Annotated in this window: 15 protein-coding genes and 2 pseudogenes; 2 read left to right on the forward strand and 15 right to left on the reverse strand. The window is 67.9% G+C overall.

The window, feature by feature from the left end; all coding sequences use genetic code 11:
* Nucleotides 1-16: 16 nt before the first annotated feature.
* Nucleotides 17-487, forward strand: a complete 471-nt coding sequence (locus H5411_RS38895) for a MarR family winged helix-turn-helix transcriptional regulator (RefSeq protein WP_183126657.1) — start codon at nt 17-19, stop codon at nt 485-487.
* On the opposite strand, the gene H5411_RS38900 is transcribed toward H5411_RS38895, so the two are convergent.
* From H5411_RS38900 to H5411_RS38955, 13 genes and pseudogenes are all read right to left on the reverse strand, one after another.
* Nucleotides 488-1,294, reverse strand: coding sequence for a nucleoside-diphosphate kinase (locus H5411_RS38900; protein ID WP_183126658.1), 807 nt, complete (start codon nt 1,292-1,294; stop codon nt 488-490). It lies immediately after the preceding gene.
* Nucleotides 1,291-2,120 (reverse strand): annotated as a pseudogene (locus H5411_RS49900) (spermidine synthase). The gene H5411_RS38900 and the pseudogene H5411_RS49900 overlap by 4 nt, the downstream one beginning before the upstream one ends.
* Nucleotides 2,117-2,494: an adenosylmethionine decarboxylase gene (speD, locus tag H5411_RS49905; protein ID WP_312878701.1), complete on the reverse strand. Its 378-nt coding sequence runs from the start codon at nt 2,492-2,494 to the stop codon at nt 2,117-2,119. The pseudogene H5411_RS49900 and the gene speD overlap by 4 nt, the downstream one beginning before the upstream one ends.
* A gap of 75 nt (nt 2,495-2,569) precedes the next feature.
* A pseudogene (locus H5411_RS38910) lies at nt 2,570-3,637 on the reverse strand (type III PLP-dependent enzyme); the annotation flags it as partial.
* A 24-nt stretch (nt 3,638-3,661) separates the two neighbouring features.
* Entirely contained in the window at nt 3,662-3,859 is a 198-nt protein-coding gene (locus H5411_RS38915; RefSeq protein ID WP_312878700.1) for an AAC(3) family N-acetyltransferase, read from the reverse strand.
* Between the two features lie 299 nt (nt 3,860-4,158).
* A complete protein-coding gene (locus tag H5411_RS38920; protein ID WP_183126660.1) occupies nt 4,159-5,316 on the reverse strand; it encodes a cytochrome P450 in 1,158 nt (385 codons plus the stop codon).
* A gap of 47 nt (nt 5,317-5,363) precedes the next feature.
* The gene (locus H5411_RS38925; RefSeq protein WP_183126661.1) at nt 5,364-6,182 is read right to left on the reverse strand and encodes an ABC transporter permease; all 819 of its coding nucleotides are present in this window, start codon (nt 6,180-6,182) and stop codon (nt 5,364-5,366) included.
* A complete protein-coding gene (locus H5411_RS38930; protein ID WP_183126662.1) occupies nt 6,179-7,138 on the reverse strand; it encodes an ATP-binding cassette domain-containing protein in 960 nt (319 codons plus the stop codon). Before H5411_RS38930 ends, H5411_RS38925 begins: the two co-directional genes overlap by 4 nt.
* Nucleotides 7,139-7,158: 20 nt before the next feature.
* Nucleotides 7,159-8,004: a DUF4097 family beta strand repeat-containing protein gene (locus H5411_RS38935; protein ID WP_101435485.1), complete on the reverse strand. Its 846-nt coding sequence runs from the start codon at nt 8,002-8,004 to the stop codon at nt 7,159-7,161.
* A gap of 76 nt (nt 8,005-8,080) precedes the next feature.
* On the reverse strand, nt 8,081-8,602 hold the full coding sequence (locus H5411_RS38940; protein WP_101435486.1) for a YlcI/YnfO family protein: 522 nt from the start codon (nt 8,600-8,602) through the stop codon (nt 8,081-8,083).
* Nucleotides 8,603-8,832: 230 nt separating this feature from the next.
* On the reverse strand, nt 8,833-10,065 hold the full coding sequence (efeB, locus tag H5411_RS38945; protein WP_167441879.1) for an iron uptake transporter deferrochelatase/peroxidase subunit: 1,233 nt from the start codon (nt 10,063-10,065) through the stop codon (nt 8,833-8,835).
* 19 nt (nt 10,066-10,084) lie between these two features.
* Nucleotides 10,085-12,106 carry an iron uptake transporter permease EfeU gene (gene efeU / locus H5411_RS38950; RefSeq protein WP_167441880.1) on the reverse strand — a complete coding sequence of 674 codons (2,022 nt, stop codon included), beginning with the start codon at nt 12,104-12,106 and terminating at the stop codon, nt 10,085-10,087.
* 76 nt (nt 12,107-12,182) lie between these two features.
* Nucleotides 12,183-12,752: a TetR/AcrR family transcriptional regulator gene (locus H5411_RS38955; protein WP_101435488.1), complete on the reverse strand. Its 570-nt coding sequence runs from the start codon at nt 12,750-12,752 to the stop codon at nt 12,183-12,185.
* 70 nt (nt 12,753-12,822) lie between these two features.
* On the opposite strand from H5411_RS38955, the gene H5411_RS38960 reads away from it, so the two are divergent.
* Nucleotides 12,823-13,407, forward strand: a complete 585-nt coding sequence (locus tag H5411_RS38960) for a dihydrofolate reductase family protein (RefSeq protein WP_101435489.1) — start codon at nt 12,823-12,825, stop codon at nt 13,405-13,407.
* Between the two features lie 208 nt (nt 13,408-13,615).
* Here the strand turns inward: H5411_RS38960 and H5411_RS38965 are convergent, their stop codons facing one another.
* The gene (locus tag H5411_RS38965; protein WP_101435490.1) at nt 13,616-14,437 is read right to left on the reverse strand and encodes an aldo/keto reductase; all 822 of its coding nucleotides are present in this window, start codon (nt 14,435-14,437) and stop codon (nt 13,616-13,618) included.
* 14 nt (nt 14,438-14,451) lie between these two features.
* A partial coding sequence (locus H5411_RS38970) for an MFS transporter (RefSeq protein ID WP_183126663.1) occupies nt 14,452-15,555 on the reverse strand: 1,104 nt, incomplete at its 5' end.

Here is a 15,555-nt window from a genome sequence, read left to right on the forward strand (position 1 = left end):
ACGAGGTTGTCTACTCATGTCAAGCGATCCGCCCGGATACGAGCTGCCGCTGCGCCTGCTGTTCGGCTTCCGCAGCCTGATCGACGACCTGCACGCCGAGCTGGCGAAGCAGGGCCATCCCGACGTGCGGCCGATGCACGGGTTCGTCTTCCAGGCGATCGGTCCGTCGGGCACGACCGCCGTGGAGCTGGGCCGGACGCTCGGGGTGAGCAAGCAAGCGGCGGGCAAGACGATCGACAGCCTGGAACGGCTCGGGTACGTCCACCGAGAACGCGACCCGGAGGACGGCCGCCGGATGTTGGTGCGGCTCACTGACCGGGGCTTCGACTGCCTGGCCAAATCGGCGCACATCTTCGACCGGCTGCGCTCGGAGTGGTCTGAAGTCTTGGGTGCCGGGCGGCTTCGCGCGCTGGAGGAGGACCTGCGGAAGGTCTCCTCGCCGGAGTCCGCGCGGCTGGATCTGCCGGGATGGTTCTCCGGCCACTGATCACGCGTCGTGCGTGTCGAGCGTCAGCTTCTCCAGTGCCGAGACGAAAATTCCGTGCTCGGCGAGGGCCGCCTGGTCCGGCGGTGCCCCGGCCAGCTCTCCCGCCCCGATCCTGGTCAGCATCCGTTGGATCGACGGGTTCGCCTGCTTCGCGACTAAGCGTCGTTCACCGCTGGTCCGGCACGCGGCGATCCGCTCACGCTCCTCGTCCAGTGCGGTTTGGAGGTCCTCGTCGCCCGGCGCGAACTGCTGCCCGATCCGCCGCCGGATGCGGTTCACCGCGACGGGGTAGGAAATCGCCTCCCAGCTGTGCGTGGCCGGGAGACTGGCGCGCAACGCCGCAGCTCCGCGGAAAACACCGGACACCGCCGCGGCCCGGTATTGCTCGGCTGCTCCCGGACCGACCAAAATAGACAGTTCTCGTGTCGCATTGGCCGGATCGTCCGGGCAATGCAGGAGATTGAGGACGACGTTCTCCCCGAGATACCGCACTGTCCCGGGCTCCGCTTCGTCCGGACGGGTCGCGCCCTTGCAGCGCGTCAAGGTCGCACAGGCGTCCCCGTTGGCGCGATGCAGGAGGAGCAAGCACGCCGGTCCCGAACTGTAAAGCCGCGCGAACGGATCATTCTGCGGAGCAACTGCTTCCGACGCGCGGTAAACCCGCATCATCGCCGGCAGATCCAGCTGAAGCACCCGGCCCGTGACCCCGACAAAGCCATTGCGCTGCAGCAGGTCCACAATGGATTCGAACGCGTCGCTGACCACGCCGTCCGGAGTGATCAGCGCGAACGTCCAGACGTCCGTCATCGACGAAGGCTGATCGGCGGAACCGTCGCCCCACGCAACGTCAGAGCGTCCACCGACACCGGCCGGTACCGCAGCGTTTCCAACCGCTTCACCATCGTCTCCAGGGGCGCTTCCACGTCTGTACCGAAGAGAAACGCCCACTCATGTTCCGGCGACCCAAAATAGACCGGAGTCGGGAAGACCTCCTCGAAGCGACGCCAGCACTTCACCAACGTCGAGTTCCGCCACAACGTCGGGCACCCGCCCTGATACGCGACCACTCCGCCAGGCGTCAGCAACGACCGGCACTGCGCCAGGAATTCCTTGCTGTACAACCGATTATGCTGAGCATCAGTGTCATCCTGCTCATCCGGGAGATCCACCAGTACCACGTCGTACTTCTCCGCGCAGGCGTGGACGTACTCCCAGCCATCGACGTAACGCACCCGGATCGGCCCCTCGCCGCGCTCCGCCCTAGCCAGCTCAGCCGGCGAGTACCCGTACGGAAGATGCTCCGCGCAAAGCCGAACCGCCTCGGCGTCGATGTCCACATGATCGACCGAAGCACCCGCCTCGGCCGCGATCTGGCACACGACGCCTTCGCTGGACCCGACCACAGCACGCGATCCACAGTGGACGCCAGCAGCAACGCCGGGACCAGCAACGCCTCGTGGTACACCAGCTGGCTGAACTCGGTGCTCTGCCGCTCGTCGTCGCAGAACAGCGAAATCCCCTGCGCCGTTTTGCCGATCACCAGATGCTGGTAGGCAGTTTTCGTGTCGACCAGCACGTCCGAGACGTGCCACCGCCGGGTCAGCCCCGCGCCGACTGGTTCCTCGATGTTCACCTGTCTCCCTGTCCTCTGTGGATAGTGGTGACCCGCGAAACGCTCGCACCGAGCAAGTCCCGCAACAACTGAACCGCCAGCTCCGGCTCCGCCTTGTGCCCGCACGTGAACACGTCCACGAATGCCGAACCGCGCTCCGGATACGTGTGAATCGAGGCGTGCGATTCCGACAGCAACGCCATCGCCGTCACGCCGTGCGGCTCGAACTGCTTGTACGTCAGTTCGCACACCGTCGCGCCAGCCTTGTCCAGCGCGCGTTCCAAGCTCTCGCACAGAAATGCCGGGTCGTCGAGCAGCTCCGCGGACACCCCGGAAAACTCAGCCAGCACATGCTGTCCGGCGAATTCCCCGACCCCACCGGAATCCCCGCCGATAAAGTAGGACCGTAGGGGCGGAAACCCGTTGAACGACACCGAAGAGTAACTTTGCGTGTACGCCCCAGTGTCCGGAATATCGACGTAGTCCCCGGCCCGCAATGCCAACGGCAGCCGATACGGCGTGCGCTGGTAAAGCACGTCGTCCCCGTCGCAAGTCGGCCCCGCGACGACGACCGGCCCGTCCGGACCGCCGTCATGCGCGGGGAGCAACCGGTACGCGATGGCCTCGTTCTCCGTCTCGGCCAGCCCGCCGTACCGTCCGATGTCGAGGTACACCCAACGCTTCTCGTCCGCCGCCGACCTGCGCGACACCAGCACGACCTCGCTGCGGATCATCCCAGCCGACGCCACCACCGCTCGCCCCGGCTCAAACGACAACTCAGGGGCCACCGGGAAATGCCGCCTCACCGACTCGCGAATAACCGCCGCGTACTCCTCCAACGGCGGCGGCTCGGTCAGATAACCAACCGGAAATCCGCCACCGATATTCAACCCGCGCAAGGAAATCCCGCGCTCCGCAACCGCGCGAGTCACCTCAGCCGCGGCAGCGATCCCGACTTCCCAAGCCCGCGGATCGACGTGCTGCGACCCAACGTGAAACGCGACCCCCTCCGGATCAAGCCCCAGCTCCGCCGCCCGAACCAGCAGGTCGACCGCCATCTCGGTGCCGCATCCGAACTTCCGCCCGAACGGCGTCTGCGATCCAGGACTGTCCACCAGAATCCGACACGAGACAGTCGCCCCCGGCGCGAACTGCGCGATGTTCTCCAGATCCTCGATGCTGTCAAAGGTAAACCGCCGCACACCCACGCGATGCGCGAACGCGATGTCCCGCGCTTTTTTCACCGTGTTGCCATAGGACAGCAACTCGGGCCGCACCCCCTGCGCGAGACACAACTCGATCTCTTCGCGCCCCGCGACATCAAAGCCCGCCCCAGCTTGCCGAAGAACCCGCACGACTTCCGGTGCCGGGTTAGCCTTGACCGCGTAGTACATCCGCGCTTCCGGCAGCACCTCTTGAAGCCGCTCGCAGTTCCCGCGCACCACGTCGAGGTCCACCACAAGACACGGCGTCGGCGGCTGCCGTTCGTCCAGGAACGCCTGGCAGCGCTCCAGCACCTGCGAGAACCCTTCAGTCACAACGCCCGAGTATAGGTGCCAGCTTCACCGCAGCAGCTCTCCCAGTCTCCGCTGCGCGAACCCTACGAACGGTACACAGTCGATCACTTGACAGTCCGCGGTGCCGATCTTCCCCCGCCGCACGCCACCCGTCTCCCCGAATTCCGCCCCGACCTGAGGAAAGAAGCGCCCGTTGTCATCCCCGACGTCGTCGGTCCGCACCCACACCCGCTCGCCGTCCACCAGATACGAAATCGTCCGCCCCCGGGCCGCTACCGACGCCTGCGGATGCCGATTACGACACCGTTCGCCCGCACCACATCCGCGTCGATCACACCCGGCACACTCCCTCCCACCGCACCAAGACGACCACTCCGCCCCGTCCCCCTCGCCCCAGCCGCAGTTAGCACCGGCTCGGCGCGGTCAAGGGTCGTCGCGCCAGCGGCCATCGCGCAGCGACGCCGAAGGCGCCCTTGATAGCGCCGAGCCGGTGTTAAACAATCAAAAGCGAGGGAGTCCAAAACGGCCGTAAACCGAGCCGGTCACCAAGCGACCGGCAACTTCCGCATCCCGTAAATATTCTGCACCTCAGGCCGCAGAGATACCTCCCCCGCTACCCGCAACGTCGGAAACCGCCGCACCAACGCGGGCAACGCAACAGTCATCTCGACCCGAGCCAACTGCTGCCCCAGGCACTGATGAATCCCATGCCCGAACCCCACATGCCCGACCGCGGACCGCCGCACGTCCAGTTCATCCGGCCGATCGAACTTCCGGGGATCCCGGTTGGCCGCCTGCACCGACAGCACCACAGACTCCCCGGCCCGGATCACCTGCCCGCCGATCTCGACGTCCTCCAACGCAGCCCGTACCCCGGTATGCGCGACCGACAGATACCGCATCAATTCCTCGACAGCCCCGCCAGCAGCCTCCGGCTCGTCCCGGACCACCGTCCACTGCTCCGGATTGTCCAGCAGCGCATACGTCCCCAACGCCAGCATGTTCGCCGTGGTGTCCAGCCCGGCCGCCAGCAGGAACGTCCCCAGTCCCGCCAGTTCCTCGTCCGTCAGGTCGCTGCTGGTCAGATCGCTGAACAAGTCGTCCGTGGGAGCGGCACGCTTGGCTGGCACCAGTGAAGCCACGTACTCCTGCAACTGGCCATAAGCGGTCATCCTCTCCTCTTCGGAAAGATCGACATCGCTGATCGCCGCGGCATCCCCCAGAAAAGACCCCCGGTCCGAATAGGGCACCCCGAGCAATTCGCAAATCATCACCGCGGGCACCGGATGCGCATAAGCCTCGAGCAGATCGACCCCCGGCCCGGCCTTTTCCATCGCATCCAGGTACTCGTCCGCGACCTCGGCCACGCGATCGCTGAGCAACCGCATCCGCCGGACCGTGAACTTGCCCGTCAGCAGCTTCCGGAATCGCGTGTGCTCCGGAGCGTCGAGCCCCGTCAGGTCGCCCACCGGAGCCGGCGGCAATTCGGGGAACTGCTCCATCCCGGGAAACGGGTAGTGCCACAATTCGTACCGGTTGCTGAACCGCTGGTCCCCCAGAATCGCCCGGACCTCCGCGTGCCCGGTCGCCAGCCAGCCGACATGCCCGTCCGGGAACGCCATCCGCGTCAGCGGGGCCCGGTCCCGCACCGCGGTCAGCGACGGCGGAGGGTCGAACGGGCGCCCCGGGGCCCGCCCCATCGGAACCCCTTGCACGATCTCCTCGCCAGTGATCCCCCATGCCCCTTTCAGTGTGCGTATTCGCGATTGAAAAGCTTCTTGGACCAGAGATAGCCGCCGACGCCCATCACGGCGCACCAGCCGAGCGCGAACCACAGGTGGTTGCCGAGCGGCCGGTCGAGCAGCAGCGCGCGCAGGGTCTCGATGATCGGCGTGAACGGCTGGTATTCGGCGAACCACCGCAGCGCGCCCGGCATCGAATCGGTCGGCACGAACCCGCTGCCGAGGAAAGGCAGCAGCAGCAACGGCATCGGCGTGTTGCTGGCCGATTCGACGCTCTTGCTCACCTGCCCGAGCGCGACGCACAGCCACACCAGCGCGAGCGCCACCACCACGAGGAACCCGACCGCGGCGAACCACGAACCGACCCCGGCGGCGGGCCGGAACCCGACCAGCAGCGCGACCCCGGTGACCACCACGAGCCCGAACAACGCCTGCAGCACACTGCCGAGCACGTGCCCGGTCAGCACCGAAACCCGCGCGATGTGCATGGTCCGGAACCGGGCGATGACCCCTTCGGTCAGGTCCATCGCGACGGAAATCGCCGTTCCCTGCACGGTGGCGGTGATGGTCATCAGCAGGATCGTCGGCGCGACGAAGTTGGCGTATTCGGCCCGGCCGCCGCCCGAAGGCCCGCCGAGCCCGGCGCCGAGCGTGCCGCCGAACACGTAGACGAACAGCAGCAGGAACACGACCGGCATGCCGACCAGCATGATCGTCATCGACGGATACCGGAGCATGTGCTTGAGGTTCCGGCGCAGCATGGTCATCGAATCGCGCACCGGATAGAACCGCAGATCCGGTCCGGCGAGAGCGGGAGCAGTCATCGGGAAGTCACCTTTTCGTCAGTGGGATTGCCGGTGAGGGCAAGGAAAACGTCGTCGAGATCAGGGGTGTGCACGGACAGCTCGTCGACCTTCGCCGACATCGCGTCGAGCCGGTCGATCAGCGCCTTGAGCGACTGCAGGCTGCCGTCGCTGGGCACGCGCAGCACCAGCGAGTCGTTCTGTCGCGTCGCTTCGCTCAGCACACGCTGGGCGTGTCCGAGGTCGGCCTCGTCTTCGAAACGCAACTGGACGTGTCCGCCGGGAATCTGGCGCTTCAGCTCCTCCGCCGTGCCCTCGGCGACGATCCGCCCGTGGTCGAGCACCGCGATCCGGTCGGCCAGTTCGTCGGCCTCTTCGAGGTACTGCGTGGTAAGGAAAATCGTGACCCCGTCGGCCACGAGCTTGCGCACGATCTCCCACATCGCCCGGCGGCTGCGCGGGTCGAGCCCGGTGGTCGGCTCGTCGAGGAAGATCACTTGCGGGCTGCCGACGAGCGTCAGCGCCAGGTCGAGCCGCCGCCGCATGCCGCCGGAGTAGGTCGACACCGGTTTCTTGGCCGCTTCGACGAGATCGAACTGTTCGAGCAGCTCCGCCGTGCGGTGGCGCCGCGCGGCCCGGTCGAGGTGGTGCAGATCCGCCATCAGCAGCAGGTTTTCCTCACCGGTCAGCAGATTGTCGACGGCGGAAAACTGCCCGGTGACCCCGATCGACGCCCGCACGCCGTCCGCTTCCGCGGTGAGGTCGTACCCGGCGACGTGCGCCGCGCCGGCATCGGCATTGATCAAAGTGGACAGAATCTTCACCGTGGTGGTCTTGCCCGCGCCGTTCGCGCCGAGCAGCGAGAAGACCGTGCCGCGCGCGACAGTGAGGTCGATGCCGTCGAGCACGACGTGGTCGCCGAAGGACTTGCGCAGTCCGGTGGCGGCGATCGCCGGTCCGGAATGGTTGCTGGACATAGGGTTCTCCAAGCCTGTGATCAAGAGCGGTGGATGACGATTTCGCCGAACGCGGTGTGCCCGCGGACCTCGACGGTCTCCTTGGACTCGCCCGGGCTGGCCGAGGTCTCCAGCTGGTTGCGCACGTGGCCGAAGTTGGTCTTGACGTCGAGCCAGGCCGCGGTGCCCTTCGCGATGCCGATCCGCAGGTCGCCGATCGCGCTCTCGAGCAGGACCGAACCGCGGACGATCTCGCCGAGCCGGATGGCGCCGTTGGACGTCTTCACGTCGACCCCCGCGTCCGCGTGCTCGACCGTGATGTCGCCGTTGGCCGCGCGCACCCGGACCTCGCCGCCGGCCGACTCGATCGTGGTGTCACCGTTGGAGTTCTTGACCACCACGGTGCCGTCGACCGGACCGAGCTGGACCTTGCCGGACGAGGTGGAGACCTCGGCGTCGCCCGCGATCCCCTCGACCGTGACGTGGCCGACCGAGGTGTCGACGCGCAGCGGGCCGGTGCGGTCGAGGCTGACGTTCCCGGCGGCGGTCTTGAACCGTGCCTGCCCGAGCTGCCCGGTGCTGTGGAAGGCACCCGCCTGCACCTCGGCGGAAATCCGCGAACCGGTGGGCAGTTCGACCGTCACGTCGACCGAGCGGGTCTTGCGGGAGAAGTCGAACGCCCGCATCTTCGGGCCGGTGATGTGCAGCGTGCCGTTGCTGTAGTCGACGCGGACCTGCTGCGCGGTCTTCACGTCGGACGCGTCCATGTCGTCGGACGGACGGACGTCGACGACGGTGTCGGCGCGGTCGCTCGCGGCGAATCGCACCTGGCCGACGCCGAGGTCGAGGGTGACGGAAATCGGGTCGGGCGTGTCGAATTTAGGCATGGTTGTCCCCACGTTTCGGATAGGTGTGCCGTCTCCGCAGGTCAGAGACGGGTGAAAGAATCAGCGAAGAACGGAGCTACCGGACCCAGCCGGTGAAGCTCTGCTTGGAAAACGTGCCGCCGGGCGGCTCGAACCGCTGTTCGCGTTCGGGTCGCTGCTGCAGCGCCGCGGTGGCCGCCCGGACGAGCCAGGCGTTGACCGAACGGCCCTCCTTGGCGGCGGCCTCCTCGACCGCGGCCTTGAGCTGTTCGGGCAGCCGCACGTTGATCCGCGCGGACGGGCCGTCCTCGGAGAACAGCGGTTCGGCCTCCGGAACCGGATCGGCCGCCGGCGCGGCGGGCTGAGCGGGTTCGGCGGGCGGCGCGGTCACGACAAAGTTCGGGTCGCGGCCGCGCAGGCGCAGTTCGACCGAGCCGGGCGCGAGGTCCCGGGTGATCTCGTCGACGGCGCCGGACAGAGTGTCCAGGAGAGTCATCCGGATCGCCGATTCGAGCGATCCGGTCAGCCGCTCGACCAGCGCGCGTCCCTCTTCGCCGCCGGCCTCGGCCAGCGTCGCGAATTCCCGCCCGAGGTTGCTTACGTACGTGGTCAAGTCCATGGCACCACTATGGCACACGCTTGGCACCACCACAAGCCATGGTGGCTCAGCTTGGCACCACTACGGCACCACTAACGGCAAATTCCCAGGTCAGAGCGTGGTGCCACCGGGAAAGATCTGGCACCCGGCTGCGCACTCGCCCCCGGGAAGCTCCGCCCCAAGGAGGGTTGCTCTCGGCGGCGGGTGCGGAATCGGTCTCGCTCCTGCCGACAGGCCCGGCGCGCGCTCGATCAGCCAAACAGCGCGCTGGCGTACCAGTCGTTGCGGTCGCGGACGCCCGGCAGCGTGAAGAAGTACCCGCCGCCGAACGGCTGGACGTAGTCCACCAGCGGCTCGCCGGCCAGCCGCTGCTGCACCGTCTCGAACTGCCGCCGCACGTCCTGCTGATAGCAGACGAACACGTGCCCGGCCTGGAGTTCCCCGTTCGCGTCGACGCCGAGGTCGTAGTTGTAGGAGCGGCGGACCAGGCGCTGGTTGTCGGTCGCGGGCGTGCGCGGGTTGGCCTTCCGGATGTGCGCGGTCAACGGGATCACCGCGCCGTTCGGGTCGGCGGCGTAGTTCGGGTTGTCGGTCTCGGAGTTGCCGTCCAGCGGGGCGCCCGAATCGCGGCGGCGGCCGAACATCTTCTCCTGCTCGTTGATCGACACCCGGTCCCAGAACTCGACCAGCATCCGGATCAGCCGCACCACCTGGTAGCTGCCGCCGCGCGCCCACGCGGGCTCGGCCGGATCGTCGACCCACACCAGCCCGCTCGCCTCGCCGCCGACCGGATTCGCCGTGCCGTCCTTGAACCCCAGCAGGTTCCGGCCCGCGCCGGACGGCCGCGGCGGCGGGTTGTAACCGTGCATCTTCCACCGCAGCTGCATCGCGCCGCGGGTGTGCCGGGTGAGGTCGCGCAGCGCGTGGTGCACCGTGTCCGGGTTGTTGGCGCACAGTTGGATCAGCAGGTCCCCGTGCATCCAGGCGGCTTCCGGCGCGTCGTCCGGGAAGATCTTCATCGGAGTGAGCTTCTTCGGTTTCCGCGCGGCGAGGCCGACGCGGTCGAAGAGGCTCGCACCGAACGAAACCGTGACGGTGAGGCCGTCGGCCTGGACGGACGGGCCGAGCACCTCGCTGTCCGACGGCGGCCTTCCGACCCCCAGATTCGGCGGCGTACCGCCGGTGGTGAGGAACCGCGCGCGGTCGGTCAGCGTGTGCAGGAGCGCGACGAGGTCTGTCTTCGAGTTGCTGAGCAGGTCGAACGCCACAAAGGCCGCGGAAGCCTGTTTCTCCGCCGGAGCCGGGGTGAGCACGCCGGACTGGTTGGCGCCGTGGAACGGGTACTCGGTCGCCGGGGCCGGTGCCGCGCCGGCGGAGCGTTCGTCGGCCTGGGCGCCGCCGATCAGCACGCCTCCGGTGAGCGCAGTGCCTGCCGCGCCGGCGGCCGCGCCTTTCAGGAAGTTGCGGCGATTGACGTTGGTCACTTCGGGATTCACCAGCCGATCAGTGGCTCGGGGGGACTTCGAGCAGAGTGGGCACCGCGGACAGCGTCTCGACGACAGCTCCCGCCGCACCGTTCACCGCCTGCCGTTGGGCGAGGGTCGTGGGCGCGTGGCCGGCCAGCGCTTCGTGCAGCGTGGTGAGCTGCTTTTCCGCCGTCTGGACCAGGCCGGGGGCGCGTTCGTCGAGGAGCGGGGTCAGCTCGGCCAAGACGGTGCGGGTGACGTCGATGTCGGCATCCGTTGCGGGGTAAGCGGTCCCGCTGCCTTGATCGTCCATTCCGGACAGATGGTCGCGGATCGCGTCCTCGAGGATTTCGTGTGCGCGGATCGGCAGCTTCGTGGGATCGCCCGCGACGTCGTCGGTGGCGAGTTTTCCGCGCAGGGTCGCGAGATCCTGGGTGAGCTGGTCGGCGACCGGGACCAGCGACGCCCCAGCCTGGCCGTGCCACAAGCCGTATTCCAGCCGGTGCAATCCGGTGAAGCCAGGATCGGCCGTGTTCGCGGGCAATCCGTTGGGCAGGCCGTCGACCGCGGTGCCCGCGTCGCCGAAGCTGTTGTAGGATGCGCCGACACGCTCCCACGCGAGCTGCGCGGTCAGCCAGTCTTTCTTCGCCGCGTCAGTGTTGTTCGCGGCCAGATCCGCGCGGACCGTGCCCACCGCGGTCGACACCGTGCCGAGTTGCTGGGCGGCGTACGCGAGATATTTCTGATTCGGGCCGGCGAGATCTTCGGTGGTGACCGGTTTGACCGGGGCCGGGCCGTTGCCAGCCGCGCCACCGCTGACCTGCACCGGAGCCGACGCGGTGGTGGCCTGCCCGGACATCAGGCAGTGGAAGGTGTAGGAACCGTCGCCGAGCGTCGCGGACATCGTGGCGCTCGTGGCGGGACCGATCGTCTCGATCTCCGCGACGATCCCGCCGTTGCTGTCGTCGAGCCGGATCTCGCCCGCCTTCGCGGTCTTGTTGGTGACGGTGATGCTTTGAGTCCCGGCCGAGGCGGACTTCCATTCCGGCGCGCAGTCGTGGTCGGTCACCGTGATCGCGGAACCCGTCGCGGCTTCGGGAAGGGCCGCGACCACCAAAGCCGCCACCGCGACCGGCACGAGCACCAGCGCGCCGGCGACGATCCCGGTGTGCGTGCCCGCGAGCCGTTCCCACTTCCCGGCTGGTGCCGGTTCGCTCTCGGGCTTTCGCTCGACCGGCTGCCGACCGGCCTTGACGAACAGCGGAATCACGACGGCGAGGTAGGCGAGCCAGGCCGTCACCTGCAGCACGGTCATCCGGGGCGTCAGCTCGGTGACGCCGCTGATCAGCGAAACCCACCACGAGTTCGGGTCCAGCGTGCCGGTGAGGTCGAAGGCGACCCAGCTCTGGCCGGGCAGCACTCCCCCGTCCTGCAGGTCGCCGAGGCCGTAGGACAGCACCCCGGCCGCGATGACGATCAGCACGAAAGCGGTGCGGCTGAAGAAAACGCCGAGGTTGAGCCGTACCGCGCGGCGGTAGAGCAGCCAGCACAGCAGGATCGCGAGGCCGAGCCCGAGCGCCGCTCCGGTCAGCGGCGCGACCGTGGTGCCGGACGCTTTCACCGCCGTCCAGAGGAACAGCGTGGTCTCCAGGCCCTCGCGGCCGACAGCGAGGAACGCGGTGAGCGTCAGCGCGCCCGCGCCGATCGCCACCGCGCGTTCGACTTCGCCGCGCAATTGCGCCGAAAGCCCCATCGCGGTCCGGCGCATCCAAAACACCATGCCGGTGACGAGGAATACCGCGAGCACGCTCAACGAGCCGCCGACGATCTGCTGCGCCCGGGAAGAAAGGACATCCGTGGAAAAGGTGAGAATCGTGGCGAAACTGCCCGCTACGGTCACCGCGCCCAGGACGCCCAGCCACACCGGAGCCGTCGACACCGTGCCGCTTTCCGGCCGGATCTTGCGCAGCGCGGCCAGCAGGATGCTCACCACGAGGCCCGCTTCCAGTCCCTCGCGCAAGCCGATCATCAGGTTCGGAACCGCGTCTGCCCACTGCACGGAGATTACGATAGGCAAACCTAAATTTCCGGTCGAGGGCGGGCCGGGAAACGGTTCTTTTCCTCCCGGATAGTCCTTATTCGGGGGCGACGATCCGTTCGACCGCTTCGGTGATCAATTGTTCCCGCTCCGCCTCGTCGAATACGTCCGGCAGGGTCAGCTGTTCGACGATCAGCCAGTTCAGCGCGAGAATCAGCAGCTTGACCGCCGTGGCGTCGCCAGGCAGCCCGGACGCTTCGTGGTACGCGACGTTCGCGTCGACGTCGGCCCGGACCCGCTCCGTCAGCACCTTGCGCAGTTCCGGCCGTCGAGTGGCCTCGAGCCGGAGCTCCAGCAACGCGAGATACCCGGTCCGAAACGCCGCGACCCGGCTGACCAGCTCACGCATCAACTGGGCATACGACTCCCGGTCCCCGCGCCCGGGCGGGATCGAGTCGTCGTCGGGCTGCAGCCGCTCGTACACCCGAGCCCCGGCCTGCGTGAAAAGCTCGTCCCGATTGGCGAAGTAGTTCGACGCGGTGCCCGCGGGCACGCCGGCCTCCCCGTCGACCGCCCGGAACGTCAGTCCTCGCGCACCCTCGCGCGCCAGCACCTCGATCGCCGCGTCGACGAGCGCAGCCCGCCGCTGGTCGTTCCTCCGGACCATTTGACACCACTCCAGCTGTAGTTGTACGTTCAAACCACTTCAAACATAGTACTATAGATGGAGTCTTTAGATGCGAAAGCTCGTGTACTACGTCGCGGTCACCCTCGACGGCCGCATCGCCGGCCCCGCGGGCGAGTTCGACTTCTTCCCGCAGGGCGACGCCCAGCAGACTCCCGCCTACCTGGGATTCCTGAACTCGCTGTACCCGGAAACCATCCCGACCGCCTTCCGCGCCGGCGCCGGTGTCGCGGACGTCCCGAACCGCCGGTTCGACACCGTGGTGATGGGCCGCGCGACCCACCAGCTCGATCCGACCGTGCCCAGTCCCTATGCGCACCTGCGGCAGTACGTCGTGTCGAGCATGCTGAAACCGGACCTCGACCCGGCGGTGACCGTCGTCCCCGGCGACCCGGTCGGCCTGGTGAGAGACCTGAAGAAGGAGGAAACCGGGAAAGACATCTGGCTGTGCGGCGGCGGCAAACTGGCCGGGGCGCTGCTGCCGGAGATCGACGAGATCGTGCTGAAGAGCTACCCGGTGGTGGCGGGCGCGGGCATCCCGATGGTGGAGGGCGGGTTCGATCCGACGGTGTTTTCGGTGGCGGAGCGGACGGCTTTCCCGAACGGGGTCACGGCTACCCGGCTTGTGCGGAACTAGCCCGGAGTCGCAGTGTCCCAGACACGGACCGGTCAGCCGCCGGGTCCCAGCCACGGCCCAGGCCGCGCCGCACCGATCCGCGACAGCTCTGTGTCGCCCACCGAAGCATTGGGTGCGGCAGACGCATCGAACGCCGCATCGAGTGCATGCCGAGCACTCAATGCGGCGTCGAGGAGCGGGGGCGCGGTTTTCCGTTGCGCCGCAATGATCAGTTGAGCTGATCCGGGTCCGGCCCAGTACGCAGGCCGCGGTCGGTGGCGGCGATCGCGGCGAGGTCGCTCTCGGTCAGCTCGAAGTCGAATACGTCGAAGTTCTGCCGGATCCGGGCGGGCGTCACGGACTTCGGGATCACGATGGTGCCCAGCTGCAGGTGCCAGCGCAGCACCACCTGCGCGGGGGATTTCCCAGTGCGCGCGGCGATTTCGGTGATCGCCGGGTCGGCCAGGACCGCACCCTGGGCAAGCGGGCTCCACGCTTCGGTCGCGATGCCGTGCTCGGCGTGGAAATCGCGCAGTTCGGTCTGCTGCAGACCGGGGTGCAGTTCGATCTGGTTGACCGCGGGCACGAGGTCGCTGTTGTCGAGCAGGCGACGCAGGTGCGCGGGCTGGAAGTTGGACACGCCGGCGGCTCGGATGCGACCGTCCTTGACGAGGTGCTCCAGGGCACGCCAGGTGTCGAGGTAGCGGTCGCGGGCAGGCGTCGGCCAGTGGATCAGGTACAGGTCTACGTAGTCGAGACCGAGTTTCGCGAGACTGGCGTCGAAGGCGCGCAGGGTGGAGTCGTAGCCTTGGTCGTCGTTCCACAGCTTGGTGGTGACGAAGACGTCCTCGCGGGAGATCCCGGATTCGGCGATGGCGCGTCCGACGCCAGCTTCGTTGCCGTAGATCGCGGCGGTGTCGATGCTGCGGTAACCGGATTCGAGAGCGCTGGCCACCGCGGCGGTGGTCTGGTCGTCCGGGACTTGGAAGACGCCGAAGCCGAGCTGCGGGATGTCGACGCCGTTGTTGAGGCGGACGTGGGGGACAGTCATGCGAGTTGCCTTTCTCAGTGCTGGACAAGGGGTTCCGCCGCCGCGACGCGCGGACGGCGTTCGAGCGCGGCCGACAAGAGCGCGAGGCCGAGCGCGGAACCGGCGAGCGCGACCCCGACCCAGTTCGGTGCGGTGTAGCCGAATCCGGCGGAAATCACGACGCCGCCGAGCCACGCGGACAGCGCGTTGCCGAGGTTGAACGCGCCGATGTTGACGACGGAAGCGAGCGTCGGCGCGCCGTGTGCCTGGTCGAGCACGCGCTTCTGCAATGGCGGCACGGTGGCGAAGCCGAGCGCGCCGATCAGCAGAATCGTTGCCGCGGCGAGGATTTTGCTGTGCGCGGTGGCGGTGAACAACGCCAGGACGATCGCGAGCCCGCCGAGGCTGACGTACAACATGGGCATGAGCTTGCGGTCCGCGAACCGGCCGCCGGTCAGGTTGCCGAGGAACATGCCGATGCCGAACAGCACCAGCAGCCAAGTCACCGCGCCCGCCGAATACCCGGCGATCTCGGTCATCATCGGGGCGATGTAGGTGATCGCGGCGAAGACGCCGCCGAAGCCGAGCACCGTCATCGCCATCGCGAGAACCACCTGGATGTTCCGGAACGCGGCCAGCTCCTTGCGCAGGTGCGCTCCTTCGGGCCGGGGCAGATCCGGCACCAGCTTCGCGACTCCGGCGAGCCCGACGACGCCCAGCGCCGCGACGATCCCGAAGGTGACCCGCCAGCCGACCGCCTGCCCGACGAACGTCCCGAGCGGCACGCCGACGATGTTGGCGACCGTGAGCCCGGTGAACATGATCGCGATCGCCCCGGCCCGCTTGTCCGGCGCGACGAGCTCCGCCGCGACGACCGAGCCGATCCCGAAGAACGCCCCGTGCGCGAGCGACGCGACGATCCGCCCGGCGAGCATCACCCCGAAGGCAGGCGCGACCGCCGACAGCAGGTTCCCGGCGATGAACAGGCCCATGAGCAGCATGAGCATCGTCTTGCGGTTGATCTTCGTGCCGAGAATGGTCATCACCGGGGCGCCGGCGACGACCCCGAGGGCGTACCCGGTCACCAGGAGTCCCGCGGACGGGATGGAGACCCCGAAGTCGGTGGCGATCTCCGGGAG

The organism is Amycolatopsis echigonensis, assembly GCF_014174495.1.
Classification (GTDB): domain Bacteria; phylum Actinomycetota; class Actinomycetes; order Mycobacteriales; family Pseudonocardiaceae; genus Amycolatopsis; species Amycolatopsis echigonensis.